Source organism: Stenotrophomonas sp. (assembly GCF_050737075.1).
In the GTDB taxonomy this organism is placed as follows: Bacteria; Pseudomonadota; Gammaproteobacteria; order Xanthomonadales; family Xanthomonadaceae; genus Stenotrophomonas.
Genome location: NZ_JBOHXV010000001.1, coordinates 106,727 through 128,103, shown reverse-complemented (window position 1 = coordinate 128,103; position 21,377 = coordinate 106,727). Strand labels below are relative to the sequence as shown.

Here is a 21,377-nt window from a genome sequence, read left to right as displayed (position 1 = left end):
TTACTCCCCTTCTTTTGCCGTTGCTGCAGCCGGTGCTCCGGCCTGCTTCCAGTCGAATACCTGGGTGGCGCCCCCTGCACCGTTCCCCAGCGTGACCCGCACACGTTGCGGGGTGAAGTCCTTCGGCAGCATGACGCTGCCGGTGAGCTGCTGGAAGTACCGGAAGGAATACTCCTGGCCCGGCACCTTGGTGCGCTGGTGCAGCTCGTCCCAGCTGACCGAGGTCAGCTTGCCGCCTTTGACACCCTCAACCGTGAAGCGCATCTGGCCCTGGCTGATCGCGCCGCGATTCAGGTTCTGGGTCAGCACCACGGCGTACTGCCAGGTGCCACCGGCTTCCGGCGAGAATTCAATGGAATGGGTGTTCAGGCCCTTGCGCTGGCTGGTGGCCCCCACCAGCCGCTCATAGAAGGCCACATCGGCGCGCAGGCCGGCGATTTCCTCGTCGCGCTCGCTCAGCGAGCTCTGCACTTCATTGTTGGCGGCGCGGCTGATCCGGTCGGAGGCCTGCAGGGTGGCCTGGCGCTGCTGCAGTTCCACCACCTGCTTCTGCAGGGTCTCGGCGCGCCCCTTGGCCGCATCCAGTTCACGGCCGACGTCGCCGCCCGGGCTGCCCAGCCAGCGGCCCAGCAGCACGGCCAGGACCAGGGTGGCCAGCCACACCCCGCCCAGGATCAGCAGGCGGCGGCGATCGGGCACGGACGGCGTGCCGGGACGGCGGATCTGGATCCGGGAAGGAGTCGGGTTGTTCATGGCGTTTTCCGCGGCAGCGCCCTATGGACGATACCGACACGGCCCTGTCGGAACGAGCGACTGTGTAGTGTAAGTCAGGGTTGGCGGATTTTTCGCCTCCGGTCGGCGCCCGGGCAGTAGCGTTCATCGACGCCATCCCCGATAGTGTGGGCCTGTGCACACTTTGACGCCGGAGCGCCTGCCATGACCGAGGCCCACCTGTTCGTGATCGGCATCCTGCTGGCCTGGCTGGCCGGCATCCGCGTGTACCTCACCGTGTTCGGGGTCGGCCTGGCCGGGCTGCTGGGCTGGGTCGAGCTGCCGCCCGCGCTGCAGGCCACCGAGTCCTGGTGGGTGCTGGGGACCTCCGCGGCACTGGCCATCACCGAATTCTTCGCCGACAAGATCCCCGGGGTCGATTCGGCGTGGGACCTGGTCCAGACCCTGGCACGGGTGCCGGCCGGCGCCTTCCTGGCGGCGGCCACGCTGTCGCCCAACGGCGAGCTCAGCGGTACCGCACTGGCCGCCGGCGCCGGGGTGGCGCTGGCCAGCCATGGCTTGAAGTCCGGCACCCGCGCCCTGCTCAACACCTCACCCGAACCGGCCAGCAACTGGGTGGCCTCGGCCGCCGAAGACACCGTGGTGGTGGGGGGCCTGGCGCTGGCGCTGGCCCACCCGTGGCTCGCGCTGGTGGTGGTGGTGGCCTGCAGCCTTGTCGGCGCGCTGATCGTCTGGCTGGTCTGGCGCACCCTGTGGAAAGGCATGCGCTGGCTGCTGCGGCAGCCCGCCGACCGGACCGGGACCGTGGCCGACCGCGATACCGCATAATTGCGCCGCAGACTGGGAGTACTGATGGCCGTTCACGACAACGCTGTTGCATCCGCCCGCGCCACCCGCGCCGAGACCCCGCCCGCCGACCACTGGCAGCGCTGGGTCGATTCGCCTGCGCCCGCCACCGCAGCGCCCAGCAACGTGGTGCCGCTCAATGCAGCCAGCGCAGCGCCGGTTGCCACGCCGCCGCTGCTGCCACCGGCGCAGTGGCAGGACGACGCCGCGCAGCCGACGCCCGGCACCGACGCCCCGTACCGCGTGCTGATCGTCGAGGATGACCGCTCGCAGGCGCTGTTCGCGCAGAGCGTGCTGCACGGCGCCGGCATGGAGGCCATCGTGCACAGCGAGGCCGAAGGCGTGCAGCAGGTCATCAACGAACACCGCCCCGACCTGATCCTGATGGACCTGCATCTGCCCGGCCTGGATGGCATGCGCCTGACCGCGTTGATCCGCCAGCAGCCCGGCCAGCAGCTGCTGCCGATCGTGTTCCTCAGCGGCGATCCCGATCCGGAGCGCCAGTTCGAGGTGCTCGACAGTGGCGCCGATGATTTCCTGAGCAAGCCGATCCGGCCGCGCCATCTGATTGCAGCGGTATCCAACCGGATCCGCCGCGCCCGCGCGCAGGCCGCCACCCAGCCGGGTGCGCAGGGCGCGCCGGCGATGAACAACCCCGAGACCGGCCTGCCCACCCGCCACCACGTGATGCAGCAGCTGAGCGCCTCGCTGGCGCACCGCGACCACGGCGGGCTGTTCTTCATTGAAGTGGCCAGCGCGCTCGGCCTGCGTGAGCGCTACGGCTATGCCGCGTTCGAACGGTTGATGGTGCAGGCCGCCCAGCGCCTGGCCGAGACCGCGCATCCGCACCTGCTGGCGCGGTTGAACGACAACAGCTTCCTGGTACTCGCCCGCGGCATCGACGAGGAATCGCTGGACACGATGGCGCACACCCTGCGCGACCAGTTGTCCGCGCGCGCCTTCGTGATCCGCGACGAGGAATCGGTGCACCTGCGTGGCGTCGTGGGTCATGCACGGCTGTCGGCCGGCTTCGGCGACGCCGGCACGGCGTTGGAGGCGGTGGAGCGCACCACGCTGCAGGCTCGCCTGCTGCCCTCGGGTGTGGCCGCGCACGTGCGCCGCGAAGACGTGGCCGCACAGGAACACCTGGCATTGCTGGAAGGCCAGCTGGAGCCGGCCTACCAGCCGATCGTGGCGGTGGCCGGTGGCAACACCGCGCAGTACCAGGTGCTGCTGCGCCTGCGCCAGGCCGATGGCAGCGTGCTCAATGCCGGCCAGGTCATCCCTGCGGCCGAAGCGGCCGGGCGCATCGCCGACCTCGACCAGCAGGTGCTGGACCACGCCCTGGGCCTGCTCGACCTGTACCAGCACGCCGCCCAGCCGCTGAGCCTGTTCGTCTCGCAGTCGCTGCGCACGCTGGCCCGTGACGCCTTCGCCGACTGGCTGCTGGAGACGTTGCAGCAGCGCCAGTTGCCGGGCGCTTCGCTGGTCATCGACGTGCGACTGCCTGACGCCCTGATCCACACCGTCACCCTGCAGCAGTTCTGCAATCGCATGAGTGCGGCAGGCGTGCGCTTCTGCCTGAGCCAGTTCGAGCCCGGCGCGGAGGCCAACGCACTGCTCGGCCAGCTGCCGCTGGCCTTCGTGCGCATGGCCGCGCGCTTCTCCAGCAGCCATGCCAACCAGCAGACCCGCGATGAACTGCGCAGCGCCATCGACGCGGCGCATCGTGCCGGCGCGCTCATCATCGGCCAGCAGATCGAAGATCCCCAAGCGGCCGCCGCGATGTGGATGGGGGGCGTCGACTTCATCCAGGGCAACATGGTGCAGTCGGCCGGGAGCGAACTGAACTTCGACTTCCACACCGCGGTGCTCTGACCATGACGGCCCACGGACGGGTTCCCTTCGCACTGTGGCTGGCCGCGATCGCGGCCGCACTTGCCGCCACCGCCGGCGGCATGGCCGCGGCCGGCGCCAACGGGCCGTGGGCGATCATTGCCGCCGGCACTGCCGCGGTAAGCCTGGTGGCTGCGCTGGCCGGCGTCAGCCGCTGGCGCGAGCTGCAGGCGCAGCTGGCCCTGATGCAACGCCGCAGCGAGGCCGTGGCCGGCGAACGCGACCACCTGCAACGCGCCGTGCAGCAGCAGGACATGCTGGAACAGGAGCTGTTGCAGGCCAAGCAGGCGGCCGAGGCGGCGGCGCTGGCCAAGGGCGAGTTCCTGGCCACCATGAGCCATGAGATCCGCACCCCGCTCAACGGCATCCTGCCGATGCTCGACCTGATCGCCGGCGGCCAGCTCGGCACCGACCAGCGGCAGATGCTGGCCACGGCAACGGTCAGCTCGCAGCAGCTGCTGCGCATCGTGGACGACATCCTCGATTACTCGCGCCTGGAGGCCAAGGGCCTCGACCTCGAAATCACCACGTTCAACCTGCGCGAGCTGCTGGAGGGCATCGTCCAGCTGATGCAGCGCAGCGCCGAGGCCAAGGGCCTGGGCGTGTCGCTGGAACTGGACCCGGCGGTACGGCTGTCGGTGCGCGGCGACCCGGTGCGGCTGCGCCAGGTGCTGGGCAATCTGATGGTCAATGCCATCAAATTCACCGAGCGCGGCCAGATCCGGGTGCGGGTCACGCGCCAGGGCGAAACGGCCAGCCAACACCAGTTGCGCTTCGAGGTGATCGACACCGGCATCGGCATCGACGGCAGTCTGCAGGCGCGCCTGTTCCAGTCCTTCAGCCAGGCCGATGCCTCGACCACCCGCATCTACGGCGGCACCGGGCTGGGCCTGGCCATCTGCAAGCGCATCATCGACCTGATGCAGGGCAGCATCGGGGTGAGCTCCACCCCGCGCCACGGCTCCACTTTCTGGTTCGAGATTCCGCTGCTGAAGGTGGCGGGCGATCTGCCGGCCGCGCCGGTCACCACGCGCGCATTGCTGGTCAGCGAAGACCCGCTGCTGGTGCAGCGCCTGCAGCGCGTGCTGCAGCATCACGATATCCGCCTGCACACGGTGGACAGCGCCTCGGCCGCGCTGGACATCCTGCGCGCGCCGGTGCGCCCGGGCATCGAACCGGACCTGGTCTGGGTGATCGCAGACACCCATGCACTGCGCCACGGCGCCACCGCGCTGCACCGCGCGGTGCTGCACGACACCCGCACGCCCGCGCCGCGCCTGCTATGGCTGCAGGGCGACGAGCCCTTGGCCGCGCTGCTGCGCGAGAACACCTGCGTACTGCCGCGCGATGCCGGCGACGTTGAACTGCACGCGGTGCTGCGTCCGGCGGTGGTGAGCGCACGGCCGGCGCCGCTGCTGGCCAGCGTGGAGCCCTACAGCGGCCCGGTGGAGGCACCGCAACTGGGCCTGCGCCTGCTGCTGGTGGAAGACAACAGCGTCAACCTGCTGGTCGCCCAGCGCCTGCTGCAGGTGCTCGGCTGCACCGTCACCACCGCCACCGACGGCGAGCAGGGCCTGCAGCAACTGCAGAGCCGCGCATTCGACCTGGTGCTGATGGATTGCCAGATGCCGGTGCTGGACGGCTACAGCGCCACCCGCCGCTGGCGCGAACAGGAAGCGGCGCAGGGGCGCACCCGCCTGCCGATCGTGGCGATGACCGCCAATGCGATGGCCGGCGACCGCGAGCGTTGCCTGCAGGCCGGCATGGACGACTACCTGTCCAAGCCGGTCAACCGCGAGTCGCTGCAGGCCTGCCTGCTGCGCTGGCAGTTCACCATGGAAGACAACGCGGCAGACCTGCGCAACGCTCCCCCGCTCCCGCAGGTCGCCCCCGCCGTTGTGCCGGTGCTGGCGGCGGCGCCCACGCCGTTGCCGCCGCCGTTGCCGCTGCTGGTCGCAGACGACGGCAGTGAAGATGGCACACCCGGGGTGCTCGACAGCGGCGTGCTGGACGAGCTGCAGGAGGTGATCGGTGCGGAGACGGCCAACATCATCGGCGTGTTCCTGGAAGACACCCCGCCGTTGATCCGGCAGCTGCAGGACGCCTCGGTTGCCGGCGACCTGGAAAAGCTGCGCGCGCTGGCACACAGCCTTAAATCGGCGAGTGCGAATGTTGGCGCGATGGCGTTGTCGGTGGCCGCACGTCGGATCGAACACGACGCACGCGCCGGCACGCTGGAGCGCCCGGCCGTGGCCGTGGCGCTGCTGATTGCCGAGTACGCGCGGGCGCGGCTGGCGCTGGCCGGCTACCAGGCCAGCGTGCGCGCCACCGCCGCGCGGTGACTCATTCTTCCAGCTTGGTGAGCAGGTAGTTCGGCTCGCCGATGCGCTCGATCAGCTCCAGCTGGGTTTCCAGCCAGTCGATGTGCTCTTCCTCGTTGTCGAGGATCTTCACGAACAGCTGGCGGCTGACGTAATCGCCGACCGAATCGGCGTAGGCCACCGCGTCACGCAGCGTGACGGTGCCCTCGCGCTCCAGCGCCAGGTCGCACTGCAGGATCTCGGTGGGGTTCTCGCCGATGCGCAGCTTGCCCAGCGCCTGGAAGTTCGGCAGGCCCTCAAGGAACAGGATGCGATCGGACAGCACGTCGGCGTGCTTCATCTCCTCGATCGATTCCTTGTATTCGTGTTCGGCCAGTTCCTTCAGACCCCAGTTCTTCAGCATCTTGGCATGCAGGAAGTACTGGTTGATCGCGGTCAGCTCGTTGTAGAGGACCTTGTTGAGGAATTCGATGACCTTGGCGTCGCCCTTCATGACCGTGCTCCTGCAGCGTGAAAACGCCGGCACTGTAACGCGTTGCGCGTGCGGATGAAGGAACGCGAATCAACCTTAGTTGCGCAACGTGCCGGGAAGGCGTTTCATTCTGGGTAGAGCCGACTGGGTAGAGCCGACTGTTAGTCGGCTGGCCGTTTGCGGGGACGTCCGGGAAGAGCAGCCGACTAACAGTCGGCTCTACCCAGTCGGCCCGGACCAGTCGGCCCTTCGGACCGTCGGCGTTGCGTCAGGCGACCTGCGCCAGCCCCAATACGGGCAACGGCAGGTCGTGGGTGTTGCGGGCCTTGGCCAGCAGATCGGCCGCCATGTCCAGGCAGGAGCCGCAGGTGGCACCGCAACCGGTGCGCATGGTCAGCTCGGACACGCTGGCGACACCGCTGAGGGCGGCTTCGCGGATCTGGTGGTCGGTAACCCCGTTGCAGATGCAGACGTACACGTGCGGACTCGACAGGCAGGCCCGGATCGGCCTGTGGCTATTCCAATCGAAACGCGAATCGTTGTCAATTTCGTATCTGAATCATTCTCGATACGGTTCAGCCTGCCCGTTCAGGGTCTTCGCGACGGGGGCTGCGGAGGACAAAAAAAAAGACCGATCTTTCGATCGGTCTTCTTCGTATTTGGCTGCCCCGGATGGATTCGAACCACCGAATGCCTGAGTCAGAGTCAGGTGCCTTACCGCTTGGCGACGGGGCAAAATGTGCGTGCGATTATTGCACTTTTTCACTAGGAAACCAAGCGAACTTGGTGGCTATGGGTGGACTCGAACCACCGACCCCAGCATTATGAGTGCTGTGCTCTAACCGGCTGAGCTACATAGCCCTAGTGAGCCGGCAATTCTGGAGATGTAAACGGGATCTGTCAACACCTTTTCATCACGCTTGTGAGTGGGCAGCGGGCGTGTCACAGTCCTGACCAGTAGATTTTTCTAGGAGTCCGCATCGTGATCGATCCGGACGGCTATCGACCGAACGTCGGCATTGTGCTGATGCGGCAGGACGGGCAGGTGTTCTGGGCACGACGTGTGCGCCGGGATGGCTGGCAGTTCCCGCAGGGTGGCATGAATACCGACGAGACGCCTGTCGAAGCCATGTATCGCGAGTTGCATGAAGAAACCGGGCTGTTGCCAGAGCACGTCGAAGTGCTGGGTGCGACACCGGGCTGGCTGCGCTATCGCCTGCCGGCACGTGCCATCCGTCGCAATGAGCGACAGGTCTGCATCGGCCAGAAGCAGGTCTGGTTCCTGCTGCGCCTGTCAGGCGACGAATCGCACGTGAAACTGGACCACACCGACAGCCCCGAGTTCGATCAGTGGCGCTGGGTGGATTTCTGGTACCCGGTCGAGCACGTGGTGATGTTCAAGCGCGGGGTTTACGCGCGGGCCCTGCGCCATCTGGCGCCCTTGGCGCGCGGCGTGGCCGGGACCGGCGTGGACACCATGCCCAAGTCCGCCCAGGAAGCGTGGATGCCCGGGCATGCGGCCGGGCACGACCGCCCGCGCAAGCGTGCGCCGGCACCCAAGCGCGGCGGCGGCTACTGGCCCCGCAGCAAGGCCAAGGGTGACCCGGGCGCGGTGTAAGCCCCCCGGTTCCGCTGAAACGACAAAAGCCCGGCCGAAGCCGGGCTTTTGCTTTCCTCCCAGCGGGATCCCGAAGGATCCCACGCCAGGCGCGATGGATCAGCGCTTGGAGAACTGGGTGGCGCGACGTGCCTTGTGCAGGCCGACCTTCTTACGCTCGACTTCACGGGCGTCACGGGTCATGAAGCCAGCCTTGCGCAGCTCGGACTTCAGGGTTTCGTCGTACTCGACCAGCGCGCGGGCGATGCCCAGGCGGATCGCACCGGCCTGGCCGGTGGTGCCGCCGCCAGCGGCGGTGACCATGATGTCGAACGATTCGGTGTTCTTGGTCAGTTCCAGCGGCTGACGCACGATCATGCGTGCAGTCTCACGGCCAAAGAACTCGTCCAGCGGACGGCCGTTGACGGTGATGTTGCCGGCGCCCTTGCGCAGGAACACGCGGGCGGTGGAGGACTTGCGGCGGCCGGTGCCGTAGTTTTGCGTGATAGCCATGATTAGATATCCAGAACCTGAGGCTGCTGAGCGGCGTGCGGGTGCTCGGAACCCGAGTACACCTTGAGCTTGCGGTACATGGCGCGGCCCAGCGGGCCCTTCGGCAGCATGCCCTTGACGGCGGTTTCGATGACGCGCTCCGGGTGGCGCTCCAGCGCCTGGGCCAGAGTTTCGGTCTTCAGGTTGCCGATGTAGCCAGTGAAGCGGTGGTACAGCTTGTCCTGCAGCTTGTTGCCGGTGACGGCAATCTTTTCTGCATTGATGACAACCAGGTAATCACCGGTATCAACGTGAGGGGTGTAAACCGGCTTGTGCTTGCCGCGCAGACGGCGGGCCAGCTCGGTGGACAGACGGCCCAGCGTCTTGCCGGAGGCGTCGACGAGATACCAGTCGCGCTGGACGGTCTCGGACTTTGCAGTGAAAGTGCTCATGGAAGAACTCAAGTAGGTCGGGCTCATTACGGCGTTGAAGCGGCCGCAACTCTGCCACGCGTTGTGAAGAGGCGGGATTGTACTGGCCATTTGGCCCGCATGCAAATCGCCCGGCTTCACGGGTTGGCAGGCCGGCCTCATGGGGCGAGAATCGCTGATCCCCTGCCGCGATGCCCACCCGCATGACCGCGTTCCGCCAGATCACCCCGCTCGACCACCTGCTGACCGAGGCCCAGCGTGCCCTGGACACGGTGTTCGGCAACCCGCCGGCCAGCCGCCCCTACCCGGCCGAAGCGACCCCGGACGCGCCGATGCCCGCCCCGGCCCGCCGCCATGCGGCCGGCCTGATGCGCATCAACCATGTGGGCGAGGTCTGCGCGCAGGGCCTGTACTTCGGCCAGGCCGCCGTGGCCCGGGAGCCGGAAACCCGCGCGCACCTGCTTGAAGCCGCCCAGGAAGAGACCGACCACCTGGCCTGGTGCGCGCAGCGCCTGCGCGAGCTGGACAGCCGCCCGAGCCTGTTCAATCCGATCTGGTATGCCGGCAGCTACACCATCGGCACCCTGGCCGGGCTGCGCGGCGACGGCTGGAACCTGGGCTTCGTGGTGGAAACCGAACGCCAGGTGGAGGCCCACCTGGACGAGCACCTGGACACCCTGCCCCCGGTCGACCAGCGCAGCCGCGCGATCCTCAAGGTGATGAAGATCGACGAGGCCCGCCACGCCGACCATGCCGAACACGCCGGCGCCCGCAAGCTGCCGCCGCCGATCCCGGGCGTGATGGCGCTGGCATCGAAGGTCACGAAGACGATTGCGTATCGGTTGTAAGGCGTATCGACCAACGGTCGATACCTACCGGGGATCCACCGCGGCCGGGGATCCACCGCGGTAGCGCCCTACCGTTGGTAGGGCGACGCCGCAGGCGATCTCAGCCCGAAACGAGCTTCAGACCAATCACACCGGCCACGATCAGCCCGATGCAGGCCAGGCGCGGGGCCGAGGCGCTGTCGCCGAACAGGAAGATGCCCAGGATGGCCACGCCCAACGCGCCGATGCCCGTCCAGATCGCGTAGCCGGTGCCCACCGGGATGGTGCGCAGCGCCTGCGTCAGCAGATACAGGCTGATCGCGGCGGAAATGATGGTGCCCACGGTGGGCCAGGGCTTGCTGAAGCCGTCGCTGTACTTCAGGCCAAGAGCGAAGCCGATTTCAAAGATGCCGGCGAGCAGCAGGTAGATCCAGGGCATGGGGGTTGCCTCCTAAACAAAAACAAAACGGCCCGGTGTTTTCACACCGGACCGTCGTCGGTAGCGTGCCGTGGAACATTAGTTCTGCGCAAAACAGATGTTCCACAGGGCGGGACGTCCCGCCTTGTGCTGCACCGTCCGGGCCGGAGCCCGGACGGGTGTCGCGTGGTCTTACTCGGACAGGTTGCGGCCGTGGAACAGCTCTTCGATCTCGCGCTTGAGCAGCGCTTCGATCTTCATGCGTTCCTTGAACGAGATGTTCTTGGCCTTTTCCTCGAACAGGTACTGGTCCAGGTCGAAGTCCTTCAGGTGCATCTTCGTGTGGAAGATGTTTTCCTGGTAGACGTTGACGTCGAACATCTCGTAACGCGACTTGATGTTCTTGGCCAGGAAGTTCTGGATCGAGTTGATCTTGTGATCGATGTAGTGCTTCTTGCCCTTCACGTCACGGGTAAAGCCACGCACGCGGTAGTCCATGATCACGATGTCCGATTCCAGACTCTCGATCAGGTAGTTCAGCGCCTTCAGCGGCGAAATGACGCCACAGGTAGCCACATCGATGTCGGCGCGGAAGGTGGCGATACCTTCCTGCGGGTGCGTTTCCGGATAGGTGTGCACCGTGATGTGCGACTTGTCCATGTGCGCGACCACGGCGTCGGAGATCAACTCCTTGCCCGCCAGCTTCTTGTCGATCACCGGTTCTTCGGAGATCAGGATCGTCACCGAAGCGCCCTGCGGATCGTAGTCCTGGCGCGCGACGTTGAGGATGTTGGCGCCGATGATCTCAGCGACATCGGTCAAGATCTGAGTCAGCCTATCGGCGTTGTACTCTTCATCGATGTATTCAATGTAACGCTGACGCTCCTCTTCGGTGCGGGCGTAACACACGTCATAGATGTTGAAGCTCAGCGCCTTGGTGAGGTTGTTGAAACCCTGCAACCTCAGGCGAGGCAACGGCTTGACCACGGCGGTCGATCCTGTGTGTGGTGGGAAAGGATCAATTATGGGGCAAAGTGATCGGGGGCGAAACTTGCATTGAAACAAGTTCGTGTGTTGGGGTTTGCCCTTACCAACCCTGATCGTTAAGCTCGCGGCATATAGCCGTGAATTGTTCATGAGCAAAGGGAGCGCCTCAACGTGTCATCTGTGCGCCTTGCCACGAGTCCATTGGCCCTGGATATCGCCACCATTGATCGCTTTCTGGCCCACAGCCACCGTCGCCGCTACCCGGCCCGTACGGACGTTTTCCGGCCTGGAGACCCCGCCGGCACCCTGTACTACGTGATCAGTGGCTCGGTTTCTATAATTGCTGAAGAGGAAGACGACCGTGAACTCGTCCTCGGCTACTTCGGCTCGGGCGAGTTCGTCGGCGAGATGGGGCTGTTCGTGGAATCGGACCGCCGCGAGGTCATCCTGCGCACCCGGACCCCCTGTGAGCTGGCCGAGATCAGCTACGAGCGGCTGCACCAGCTGTTCCTGGGCCCGCTGTCGGCCGACGCGCCGCGGTTGCTGTACGCGCTGGGGCAGCAGATCTCCAAGCGCCTGCTGGACACCAGCCGCAAGGCCAGCCGCCTGGCCTTCCTGGACGTCACCGACCGGATCGTGCGCACCCTGCATGACCTGGCCCGCGAACCAGAGGCCATGAGCCACCCGCAGGGCACCCAGCTGCGCGTCTCGCGCCAGGAGCTGGCCCGCCTGGTCGGCTGCTCGCGTGAAATGGCCGGCCGCGTGCTGAAGAAGCTGCAAAGCGATGGGTTGCTGCATGCACGGGGCAAGACCGTCGTGTTGTACGGCACCCGCTGAGGTCGGTTGCCGGCCCACGGCCGGCGCCACCGCTGGGAATGACAGCGCCGTTCACGCGCTGTCGCTAGGCTGACGGCATGGCACCTGGCAGCGAATTCTACTGGTTCATCCTGATCGGGCTTGGCGCGCAGCTGGTGGATGGCGCGCTCGGCATGGCGTTCGGCCTGGTCTCGTCCTCGGTGATGCTGAGCATGGGCCTGCCGCCAGCGGCGGTCAGCGCCAGCGTGCACACTGCCGAGGTCTTCACGACAGGGGCCTCGGGGGTCTCGCACCTGGTCGCCGGCAATGTGGACCGGCGGCTGTTCCTGCGCCTGGCGCTGCCCGGCGCAGTGGGTGGGATCGTCGGCGCCTATGTGCTGACCCAGCTGCCCGGGGATGCCATCCGGCCCTTCATCTACGCCTACCTGCTGGTGCTGGCCATCTTCATCCTGCTGCGCGCGGCCGGGCGGCTGGTGCCCCGGCAGGAAGTGAAGCGGGTGCCGGTGCTGGGCTTCTTCGCGGGGCTGCTGGACGCCAGCGGTGGCGGCGGCTGGGGCCCGGTAGCCACCTCCACGCTGTTGGCGCGCGGCGGTCAGGCCCGGACGACGATCGGCACGGTCAACGCGGCCGAGTTCGTGGTCACCCTGGCGGTCTCCCTCACCTTCCTGCTGTCGATGGGGCTGCAGTACCTCAACATCGTGGCCGGCCTGCTGATCGGCGGCATGATGGCCGCGCCGCTGGCGGCCGTGCTGGTGAAGCGGGTCAAGGAACGCTGGGTGCTGGTGGCCGTGGGCGTGCTGGTGCTGTCGATCAGCCTGTTCCAGATTGGCCGGGCGGCTCACGGATGGTGGGGGTAGGTGGGTATCGCAAGGAATGGCGCCGCCATTCCTAACGTCGCTTGCGACGGCCCGGAGGGTGCCCGTCGGAGACGGGCATACCGTTGGTCGATACGCATTACCGGTCGCCGCCGCGATCCACGCAACCCCAGTTGAGGATACGGGTACCGGGCTTGAGCACCTTGCGGAAGTAGTCCACGCGCGACACCTTCGGGTTCACCACCACCGGTTCCCTGGCCGCGAGGAGCAGCGGCAGGTCGGCGGTGCTGTCCGAGTAGGCCACGTCGATATCGCCATAGCCGCGCTCGCGCAGCATGCGCATCTTCTCTTCGTTGTGGCAGTGGCGGGTGGCACCGACCGCACCGAAGCGCGGCCCCACCTCGCTGCCGATCACCGGCACGCCCTGGTGGGCGACGAACGCCAGGATGGCCCGCGCCAGCTCCGGCGGTGCACCGGTGGCAACCACCACGCGGTCACCCTGCGCGCGATGCGCGGCGAAGACCTCCAGCGCCTGCGGCAGCAGCTTGGCGCGCAGCTGCGCCTCGTGCTTGAGCACGTAAGCGTCGATGACCCGATTGAAATCACGCGCGCGGTGCAGCCCGAACGTGGCGATCCAGACATACGCCGAAATGCCGCGGCGGCGGGTGGGCAACATCGCCACCAGCGGCCCGGCGATCGGCGTGACCAGCAGGGCCGCCAACAACCGCAACGGATTGCGCTTGATCAGCGAGGCGAACAGGTGGCTGCCGGAATCGCCGTCGTACAGGGTGTGGTCGAAGTCGAAGACCACCAGCGGCGCGTCATCACGCGGAGTCGGGTAGATCGCAGTCATGCGCTGAAGAATAGCTGACGCAGGCCCTCGCCGGGCTCTTCGACCCGCATGAAGGCCTCGCCCACCAGGAAGGCATGCACCCCGGCGTTGCGCATCAGGCTCACATCGTCCGGGCCAAGGATGCCGCTCTCGGTCACCAGCAGGCGGTCGCGCGGTACCGCCTGGCGCATGTCCAGCGTGGTCTGCAGCGACACCTCGAAGGTGCGCAGGTTGCGGTTGTTGATGCCGATGAGCGGCACCGGCACCTGGATGGCGCGCTCGAGCTCGTCGATGTCATGCACCTCCACCAGCACGTCCATGCCCAGCTGCATGGCCAGGTCGGAAAGCTCGGCCAGCTGGCGGTCTTCCAGCGCGGCCACGATCAGCAGGATGCAGTCGGCGCCCAGCACGCGGGCTTCATAAACCTGGTAGGCATCAATGACGAAGTCCTTGCGCAGCACCGGCAAGGTGCACGCCTCGCACGCCTGCTGCAGGTACGCATCGGAACCCTGGAAGAAATCCACGTCGGTCAGTACCGACAGGCAGCTTGCGCCGCCGAATTCGTAGCTGACGGCGATGTCGGCCGGGTGGAAGTCCGGGCGGATCACGCCCTTGGACGGGCTGGCCTTCTTCACCTCGGCGATCACCGCCGGGTTGCCGGCCGCGATCGAGGCGCGCAGCGCGTCGGTGAAGCCGCGCACGGGCGAGGCATCGGCCAGGCGCGCCTGCAGCGCTTCCAGGGGTACCCGGGCACGGCGCTCGGCCACTTCGACGGCCTTGCGGGCCAGGATGGTCTCGAGGATGTCGCTCTTGTCGCTCATGTCGTTCGGGGTCCTTCAGGGCGGCCATTATCGGCCAGCCAAGGGCGCAGCGTGAAGGCGGGGCTCAGCCCGCGGCGCGGATGCGGCGGGTGGCGTCGACGTATTCCTGCATGCGCTGGCGCGCACTGCCGTCGGCAATGGCCGCGCGGGCGCGGGCCAGGCCGTCGGCGATGCTGCTGGCCACGCCCGCCACGTACAGCGCTGCACCGGCATTGAGCGCCACGATGTCCAGTGCCGGGCCCGGCTGGTTGTCCAGCACCCCGCGCAGCATCGCGATCGACTCCTCCGGCCCGCTCACCTTGAGGTTGCGGCTGGCCGACATGGCGATGCCGAAATCTTCCGGGTGGATCTCGTATTCGCGCACCTTGCCGTCGCGCAGCTCACCCACCAGGGTGCCGGCGCCGAGCGAGATCTCGTCCATGTTGTCGCGACCCCACACCACCAACGCGCGTTCGGCGCCCAGCTCGCGCAGCACGCGCGCCTGAATGCCGACCAGGTCGGAGTGGAACACGCCCATCAGCACGTTGGTGGCCCCGACCGGATTGGTCAGCGGCCCGAGGATGTTGAAGATGGTGCGCACGCCCATCTCGCGTCGGACCGGCGCCACGACCTTCATTGCCGGGTGGTGCATCGGCGCGAACATGAAGCCGATGCCGGTTTCACTGATCGCACGGGCAACCTCTTCCGGCCGCAGCTCGATGATCGCGCCCAGCGCCTCGACCGCATCGGCGCTGCCGGACTTGGATGACACGCTGCGGTTGCCGTGCTTGGCCACCTTCGCACCGGCGGCGGCCACCACGAACATCGCGCAGGTGGAGATGTTGAAGGTATGCGAACCGTCGCCACCGGTACCCACGATATCGATCAGGTGGGTGCGGTCCTCGACCGGCACCGCCAGCGCCAGCTCGCGCATCACCGTGGCCGCACCGGCAATTTCACCTACGGTTTCCTTCTTGACCCGCAGGCCGGTGAGGATCGCGGCGGTCATCACCGGCGAGACCTCGCCACGCATCACCTGCCGCATCAGATCGACCATCTCGTCGAAGAAGATTTCGCGGTGTTCGATGGTGCGCTGCAGGGCTTCCTGGGGGGAGAAGGTCATGTGGGTTCCTTTGCGATGCGGGTGCGGCGCCTCAGCGCTGCAGGAAGTTCTTGAGCAGGGCGTGGCCATGCTCGGTAAGGATCGATTCGGGGTGGAACTGCACGCCTTCCACCGGGTACTCGCGGTGGCGCAGGCCCATGATTTCCTCGACCGTGCCGTCTTCGTTCTCGGTCCAGGCGGTCACTTCCAGGCAGCCCGGCAGCGTGGTCTTGTCCACCACCAGCGAGTGGTAGCGCGTGGCCTGGTAGCGGTCCGGCAGGCCGGCGAAGACGCCCTTGCCCTGGTGGCGGATGGACGAGGTCTTGCCGTGCATGATGGTGCCGGCGCGGATCACATCGCCACCGTACACCTGGCCGATGCCCTGGTGGCCCAGGCACACGCCGAGGATCGGCGTGGTCGGGCCGAGCCGGCGGATCAGCTCCAGCGACACGCCCGCTTCGTTGGGCGTGCACGGGCCAGGCGAGATCACGATGCGCTCAGGAGCGAGCGCGGCGATCTCATCGACGCTCAGGGCGTCATTGCGCACCACCTTCACCTCGGCACCCAGCGTCTGCAGGTACTGCACGAGGTTGTAGGTGAAGCTGTCGTAGTTGTCGAGCATCAACAACATGGTCAGGATCCGTCTTGAATGAGGAAAATGGCATACACGTTTTCGGTGTACGTGATGGGGGCTGCGGCAAGCAGCTCGCCCGGGGCGCCGGCGCGGGAGCCGGTGACCGTCACACGGTCCAGCGCACGGCCCTCGGCGTAGTCTTCACGGTACGAAGCGCCAGACGCGGCTGGCCACGTGCCGGCCTGGACACCGTAGGCGAAGCTCGGCGCCACGTCTGAGATGCTGTACAACCCAGTGATCCGCGCACCGTATGCGTCGGCGAGACCCTTGGCAGACGCCCGCGTCTGCGCCGCCGCTTCCGCCTTGAGTTCGGCGCGCAGGTGCGCCTCACCCGAGTAAGTCGGCGTGGCGGTGCTCACCTGTACTTCGCGGCTGGCTTTCAAGTCTGCCAGGAACGCCTGCAATGCCACGGCGGTTGGAAAGGCCGCTTCCAGATCACGGCTGACGGCCGTGCCTTCGAACACATCCTTGTCGTCGCGGTAACGGGTAGAAGGCTTGATGCTGAGGTTGTCGGCACGCACGGTACCGGCAACGGCGGCGTGGCTGGCGAACAGCTGCATCACTCGTTCGCTGTTGGCCTGCACCCGCTTTCTGGCAACATCGGTCTGCATGTCGACCGATTCCAGCGCAACCTTCACCACGAAGCGGTCCGGCATCACCACGCGACGTGCTTCACCCTTCACCAGCAGGTGCGGCTGGGAGGGGATCGTATTGGCCTGCGCCCACACGTTGGGGGCCGCCATGGCCAGCGTCGACGACAGCAACAATGCGTGCAGCAGCTTCATGCGGGATTCCTTGGCAAAAGGGAACAGCCGGGCGCGGAACATGCAGGACCGCACCACGACGTGCCGGGGGCCTCGTCGCGAGCGGTCACTTTGCAGGGGTACACCATCACCATGGGACAGCAATCAACCAGCTCCTGTTGGGGGAGCCGCCGTGCCGGGGAGCGTTGACTTGGATCTTGCCCGCCGATACGGCGGCAAGGTGCGGTCCAGGACCGCGACGACCTGCCGCTTCCTAATGGAAGCGCCACCACTTGGCTACATTGTTCAGCGCTGTGAGGGTCATCGGATAACTCGGGACTCGGAAGGTTTGGAACAGCCGGAAAAGGGCTTCTACGTCTTGCTTCGCAAGCGTATCAGATCTCGGGCGGAATGGCGCACAGGGCGGTCGCAGACCACCTGATGCGGTCCGCCGGAGCGGCTCTCGGGAACGATCGGCCCAATGCAGGCGGGATCAGCATGGATGCAGCGGGAGCCATCAGCGTCCAGCGGCGCCTGCCGCCTGGCCCTGTTGCCCATCGGGAACCGGCAGTCCCACCGCAGCCAGCTCCGCGCCATGTGCCATCGCCAGCTTTCGCCCCATGTAGCGGGCAAAGCCCAACGAGAGGTGGTGCTGGTCGTAGAACGCCGGCTCGCCGTTGGCCTCCACCGCACACCCTGCCAAGGTGCCCCCCTCGCACAGCAGCGCATACTTGCTGATGTAGAGGTAGTCCAGCGAATGCACCTGCGGAATGGGTGACTTTGCCCGCTCATCCATGTTGATGTAATTGACGAACTCGGGCCGACGGCACGCGTCAAAGGAGCGGTATTGGTTGTACAACGATGCGCAATCGGTGCTGGTCTGCAGATAGGAGCCCAGCGCCACGATCCGAATGGAGGGGTTTCGCTGCTTCAGGATCTCAAGGACTTTCCATAGATCGGCGGCGATGGCATCGAAGCCCATGTGGGTGTTGAATACCACCACATCCAGGTCCTGCACGAATTGCTTGCTGTTGAGCACCGAGAACCGCTTGTCGCACGCCTGTTCGGGCGTGGGAGAGGACATGGTGCGCTTCCCCAACACCAGCTTGCAGTCGTTCACCGTTCCAAAATTGATGAGGTTGACGCGAGGATCCTTGCCGTACACCTCGTCGAAAGCGTTGAATGCATCAGGCTCGTGCGAATTGCCAAACAGCAGCACCTGCATCGGCCGGCGCGGAGAACAATGCAGGGGATCGCCCAGCGTCTGGACGTTGCAGGCACCCGCCAGCCGCTCGAAGCGCCTCGCCTTGCCAGCCTCGATCTCCGCCGCCCCTAGCGGCTGGAAAACGGCCACCTTCACCGGCGCAGCCGACGCCGGCTCCACCAGGCCGGTGCGCGCGACGGCGCCGGGAGTGAAATATGCGTAGCGCCAGGTCATGCCGTCTGACACCAGCAATCCAACACCCATGACGCTGCACAGCAGTGCTGCAGCGAGTGTCCTGCCCACCGCCCTGCCACCCACCGCCGAGCGTCCCGAATGGCGGAATCGCATCTCTACCAGATAGTGCAGCGGAAGCGCCGCGGCCAGGGACAGTGTGGCCATGACCACCAGTCGCCACCCCCAATGAGCATCGGTCATGTAGCGGCCCACAAATACCACCACCGGCCAGTGGGCCAGATACAGCGCGTAGCTGATCTTGCCGATCCACACCGAGAGCGGATTGGCAAGCAACACCTTTGCTGCCATCGATCTGCGCGCGGAGATGACCAGCAGGGTGCCTACGCACGGGGCGATGGCATTGACGTAAGGGAATATGTCCCCCTCTTCCAACGTAACGACCGAGTACACGATCAATGCGATGCCAAGCGCCAGCGCAGCCTCCTGCACTGCCCGCGAGGACGGCAGCAACCTGATGACATGGAAACCCAGCGCACCGATGGCGAACTCGAACACCCGGAACTGCGGCAGGAAGAACAGGTCTGACTGGAACCCGATGGCCGCTCGGGCCACTGCAAGGTGGTTGGCTGCGAAACTGGCCAGGCCTGCCACGACGATGCCCCAGAACAACCCACGCCGACCAAGGAATCGGTGGCAGAAGTAGAGCAGCGCAGGCCACACCAGGTAGAACTGCTCCTCCACGCTGAGCGACCAGATATGCAGCAGCGGCTTGGTCTGCGAGGCAGTATCGAAGTAGCCGCTTTCCAACCAGAATTGCAGGTTGGACAGCGACAGCGACGCTGCTATCAGGGACTTGCCGTACGCCACCAGCTCGGCCGGCGTGAGGATCATCAACGCCAGGATCGATGTCGCCAGCAACGTGACGATCAGCGCGGGCAGGATTCTCCGCACGCGACGCGCGTAGAAACGCCGGAAATTGAAGCCTCCGGTCTCCTCCAGCTCGCCGATGATGATCGAACTGATCAGATACCCGCTGATGACGAAGAAGATGTCGACACCGACATAGCCGCCGCCCAGCCCCGGAACTCCGAAATGAAACAGGAGGACAGCCATGACGGCGACGCAGCGAAGCCCGTCGATGTGCGGCATGTAGGTCAGTTCACGCGACTTCATCAAGGTTCAGGATCGGTCCAAATGGCCCGGCATCACATCACACACTGAACGATGGCACAACATGCCGACGGCGCAGCTGGAAGCTGCACCGTATCGCTATCCGGCCTCTCACAACCCCTTGGCGGCCTGCGCGACGGCGCGGAACAGCGCGCGGCCCTTGTTCATGGTCTCGTCCCATTCCTTGCCCGGGTCCGAGTCGTAGACGATGCCGGCGCCGGCCTGTACGTGCAGGCGGCCGTCCTTGATCACCGCCGTGCGGATCGCGATGGCGGTGTCCGCATCGCCGTGCCAGCCGATGTAGCCGATGCTGCCGGCGTAGACATTGCGCTTGATCGGCTCCAGTTCACGGATGACCTCCAGCGCGCGGATCTTCGGCGCGCCACTGACCGTGCCCGCCGGGAAGGTGGCGCGCAGCACATCGGCGTAGCTCAGGCCGGGCTGCAGCTGGCCGGTCACCTCGCTGACGATATGCATGACATGGCTGTAGCGCTCGATCACGAATTGTTCGCCCACTTCCACCGTGCCTGCCTTGGACACGCGACCGGCATCGTTGCGGCCCAGGTCGATCAGCATCAGGTGCTCGGCCCGCTCCTTCGGATCGGCCAGCAGTTCGGCTTCCAGCGCGTTGTCCTCCTCCACCGTCGCGCCCCGTGGGCGGGTGCCGGCGATCGGGCGCACGGTGACCTCACCATCCTGCAGACGCACCAGGATTTCCGGCGAGGAGCCGACCACCTGCACGTCGCCGGTGTCGAGGAAGTACATGTACGGCGACGGGTTCAGTGCGCGCAGCGCGCGGTACACGTCCACCGGCCGTGCCTTGAACGGCACGCTCAGGCGCTGGCTCAGCACCACCTGGAAGATGTCGCCGGCGCGGATGTATTCCTTGGACTTGTCGACGGCGGCGATGAAGCCTTCGCGGGTGAACCCCGACACGAAGTCGTTCTCGTCCAGCACGTCGCGGGTGATCGGTACCGGGTAGCCCGCACCCGGCGCGCGCAGCTTGGCGACCAGTGCATCCAGCCGCCCCTGCGCCTCGTCCCACGCGCCGGGCTGGCCCGGGTCGGCGTGCACGATCAGGTACAGCCGGCCCTTGAGGTTGTCGAACACCGCCAGCTCTTCGGAATGCAGCAGCAGGATGTCCGGCGTGCCCAGCTCATCGCGACCACGCGGCGGCGCCAGGCGCGGCTCGATGTAGCCGATGCACTCGAACCCGAACCAGCCCACCAGCCCGCCGGTGAAGCCCGGCAGGCCGGCCAGCTTGGGCACCGAATGAGCGCTGCGCAGCGCCTCGACCTCGGTGAAGGGGTCGGCCACCTCGCGGGTTTCCACCGTCTGGCCGAACTCGCTGATGGTCAGGGTGTGCCCGTGGAAGGCGTACACCCGGCGCGCCGGCAGGCCGATGATGGAATAACGCCCGAAGCGTTCGCCACCTTCGACCGATTCAAAGAGGTAGGTATGCGGGCCGTCGGCGAGCTTCAGATAGACCGAAAGCGGCGTGTCCAGGTCGGACAGCACTTCGCGGACGACGGGGATGCGGGTGTGGCCTTCAGCGGCCTGCTGCTGGAACTGCTCGAACGTGATCAAGACGACTTTCCTTCCGGGAAACGGCGGTGGCGGGACGGACGACGGCAACAGGCCACCATCGCCACCAACGGCGAGCGGAAGAAAGGGTATGCGGGGTCGTCAGAATGGACACCCGGGGACTGTACCGCACCGCAGCGCGCGGGGAAACCCCGGCGGACGGCCCGCCTCACGGGCTGCCGGGTGCGTGAAATCTGGAAGCAGCCTGCCCGGCCCTGCGCAAGGATGCCTTCCCGGACGGTTGCACGTGAATCATGAACATCTCCAGCGCGGCCAGAGCCGCCGCCCGCTGCATCGCGGCCCCCTTCATGGCCGTGGGCAGGTTTGCCAGGTCCCTGTTGTCTCTGAAAAACCGGGCGAGTGCCGCGCCCCCGCCACCCCGCACCGAGACGCACCGCCCCTCCTCCATTGCTACAGGATCGTTCGTATACATCCGCTTCCCTCCCTCGCCTCACGCAGTTGC

Annotated in this window: 21 protein-coding genes and 2 tRNA genes; 7 read left to right on the top strand and 16 right to left on the bottom strand. The window is 66.4% G+C overall.

From position 1 onward, the window contains the following. Positions 1 to 753, bottom strand: coding sequence for a DUF6776 family protein (locus ACREPD_RS00585; RefSeq protein WP_431597461.1), 753 nt, complete (start codon positions 751 to 753; stop codon positions 1 to 3). A 183-nt stretch (positions 754 to 936) separates the two neighbouring features. Between ACREPD_RS00585 and ACREPD_RS00580 the strand changes: the two genes are divergently transcribed. Genes ACREPD_RS00580 through ACREPD_RS00570 form a run of 3 tightly spaced genes read left to right on the top strand, consistent with a single transcriptional unit; the run spans position 937 to position 5,816 of the window. Beyond that, positions 937 to 1,560, top strand: a complete 624-nt coding sequence (locus ACREPD_RS00580) for a DUF4126 domain-containing protein (RefSeq protein WP_431597460.1) — start codon at positions 937 to 939, stop codon at positions 1,558 to 1,560. Beyond that, positions 1,561 to 3,456: an EAL domain-containing protein gene (locus tag ACREPD_RS00575; protein WP_431597459.1), complete on the top strand. Its 1,896-nt coding sequence runs from the start codon at positions 1,561 to 1,563 to the stop codon at positions 3,454 to 3,456. A gap of 38 nt (positions 3,457 to 3,494) precedes the next feature. After that, a complete protein-coding gene (locus ACREPD_RS00570; RefSeq protein WP_431597498.1) occupies positions 3,495 to 5,816 on the top strand; it encodes an ATP-binding protein in 2,322 nt (773 codons plus the stop codon). 1 nt (position 5,817) lies between these two features. Here the strand turns inward: ACREPD_RS00570 and bfr are convergent, their stop codons facing one another. From bfr to ACREPD_RS00550, 4 genes are all read right to left on the bottom strand, one after another. Next, positions 5,818 to 6,288, bottom strand: coding sequence for a bacterioferritin (gene bfr / locus ACREPD_RS00565; RefSeq protein ID WP_214904479.1), 471 nt, complete (start codon positions 6,286 to 6,288; stop codon positions 5,818 to 5,820). Between the two features lie 247 nt (positions 6,289 to 6,535). Next, the gene (locus ACREPD_RS00560) at positions 6,536 to 6,745 is read right to left on the bottom strand and encodes a (2Fe-2S)-binding protein (RefSeq protein WP_313345311.1); all 210 of its coding nucleotides are present in this window, start codon (positions 6,743 to 6,745) and stop codon (positions 6,536 to 6,538) included. A 182-nt stretch (positions 6,746 to 6,927) separates the two neighbouring features. Then, a tRNA-Gln gene (locus ACREPD_RS00555) sits at positions 6,928 to 7,002 on the bottom strand. A gap of 49 nt (positions 7,003 to 7,051) precedes the next feature. Beyond that, positions 7,052 to 7,128: transfer RNA gene (locus tag ACREPD_RS00550), tRNA-Met, on the bottom strand. Between the two features lie 121 nt (positions 7,129 to 7,249). On the opposite strand from ACREPD_RS00550, the gene ACREPD_RS00545 reads away from it, so the two are divergent. Continuing rightward, positions 7,250 to 7,885, top strand: coding sequence for an RNA pyrophosphohydrolase (locus ACREPD_RS00545; protein ID WP_421567956.1), 636 nt, complete (start codon positions 7,250 to 7,252; stop codon positions 7,883 to 7,885). A gap of 99 nt (positions 7,886 to 7,984) precedes the next feature. On the opposite strand, the gene rpsI is transcribed toward ACREPD_RS00545, so the two are convergent. After that, a complete protein-coding gene (gene rpsI / locus ACREPD_RS00540) occupies positions 7,985 to 8,377 on the bottom strand; it encodes a 30S ribosomal protein S9 (protein ID WP_017354549.1) in 393 nt (130 codons plus the stop codon). Positions 8,378 to 8,379: 2 nt separating this feature from the next. After that, positions 8,380 to 8,808, bottom strand: coding sequence for a 50S ribosomal protein L13 (gene rplM, locus ACREPD_RS00535; protein WP_017354548.1), 429 nt, complete (start codon positions 8,806 to 8,808; stop codon positions 8,380 to 8,382). Positions 8,809 to 8,990: 182 nt separating this feature from the next. Here rplM and coq7 point away from each other — a divergent pair, with 182 nt between their 5' ends. Then, positions 8,991 to 9,635 (top strand): 2-polyprenyl-3-methyl-6-methoxy-1,4-benzoquinone monooxygenase, encoded by a 645-nt coding sequence (gene coq7, locus ACREPD_RS00530; protein WP_431597497.1) that lies wholly within the window; start codon positions 8,991 to 8,993, stop codon positions 9,633 to 9,635. 100 nt (positions 9,636 to 9,735) lie between these two features. On the opposite strand, the gene ACREPD_RS00525 is transcribed toward coq7, so the two are convergent. Together ACREPD_RS00525 and speD are read right to left on the bottom strand one after the other, a co-directional pair. Beyond that, positions 9,736 to 10,053 (bottom strand): DMT family transporter, encoded by a 318-nt coding sequence (locus ACREPD_RS00525; RefSeq protein WP_431597458.1) that lies wholly within the window; start codon positions 10,051 to 10,053, stop codon positions 9,736 to 9,738. Positions 10,054 to 10,224: 171 nt separating this feature from the next. Further along, complete coding sequence (gene speD / locus ACREPD_RS00520; RefSeq protein WP_017354544.1) at positions 10,225 to 11,019, bottom strand: adenosylmethionine decarboxylase; 795 nt, start codon at positions 11,017 to 11,019, stop codon at positions 10,225 to 10,227. Positions 11,020 to 11,190: 171 nt separating this feature from the next. On the opposite strand from speD, the gene crp reads away from it, so the two are divergent. Both crp and ACREPD_RS00510 read left to right on the top strand, forming a co-directional pair. Next, a complete protein-coding gene (gene crp, locus ACREPD_RS00515) occupies positions 11,191 to 11,856 on the top strand; it encodes a cAMP-activated global transcriptional regulator CRP (RefSeq protein ID WP_313345323.1) in 666 nt (221 codons plus the stop codon). A 77-nt stretch (positions 11,857 to 11,933) separates the two neighbouring features. Further along, positions 11,934 to 12,692, top strand: coding sequence for a sulfite exporter TauE/SafE family protein (locus tag ACREPD_RS00510; protein WP_431597457.1), 759 nt, complete (start codon positions 11,934 to 11,936; stop codon positions 12,690 to 12,692). Between the two features lie 97 nt (positions 12,693 to 12,789). Here the strand turns inward: ACREPD_RS00510 and ACREPD_RS00505 are convergent, their stop codons facing one another. The 7 genes from ACREPD_RS00505 to trpE all read right to left on the bottom strand — a co-directional run bounded on the left by ACREPD_RS00505 (position 12,790) and on the right by trpE (position 20,917). Then, entirely contained in the window at positions 12,790 to 13,503 is a 714-nt protein-coding gene (locus ACREPD_RS00505; protein ID WP_431597456.1) for a haloacid dehalogenase-like hydrolase, read from the bottom strand. After that, complete coding sequence (gene trpC / locus ACREPD_RS00500; protein WP_431597455.1) at positions 13,500 to 14,303, bottom strand: indole-3-glycerol phosphate synthase TrpC; 804 nt, start codon at positions 14,301 to 14,303, stop codon at positions 13,500 to 13,502. The genes ACREPD_RS00505 and trpC overlap by 4 nt, the downstream gene beginning before the upstream one ends. A gap of 64 nt (positions 14,304 to 14,367) precedes the next feature. Then, positions 14,368 to 15,405 carry an anthranilate phosphoribosyltransferase gene (trpD, locus tag ACREPD_RS00495; RefSeq protein WP_431597454.1) on the bottom strand — a complete coding sequence of 346 codons (1,038 nt, stop codon included), beginning with the start codon at positions 15,403 to 15,405 and terminating at the stop codon, positions 14,368 to 14,370. Between the two features lie 31 nt (positions 15,406 to 15,436). After that, complete coding sequence (locus ACREPD_RS00490) at positions 15,437 to 16,015, bottom strand: anthranilate synthase component II (protein ID WP_431597453.1); 579 nt, start codon at positions 16,013 to 16,015, stop codon at positions 15,437 to 15,439. A 2-nt stretch (positions 16,016 to 16,017) separates the two neighbouring features. Next, on the bottom strand, positions 16,018 to 16,803 hold the full coding sequence (locus ACREPD_RS00485) for an SIMPL domain-containing protein (RefSeq protein ID WP_431597496.1): 786 nt from the start codon (positions 16,801 to 16,803) through the stop codon (positions 16,018 to 16,020). Between the two features lie 475 nt (positions 16,804 to 17,278). Next, on the bottom strand, positions 17,279 to 19,333 hold the full coding sequence (locus ACREPD_RS00480; protein WP_431597452.1) for an acyltransferase family protein: 2,055 nt from the start codon (positions 19,331 to 19,333) through the stop codon (positions 17,279 to 17,281). Between the two features lie 108 nt (positions 19,334 to 19,441). Continuing rightward, the gene (trpE, locus tag ACREPD_RS00475) at positions 19,442 to 20,917 is read right to left on the bottom strand and encodes an anthranilate synthase component I (RefSeq protein WP_431597451.1); all 1,476 of its coding nucleotides are present in this window, start codon (positions 20,915 to 20,917) and stop codon (positions 19,442 to 19,444) included. Positions 20,918 to 21,377 lie beyond the last annotated feature (460 nt).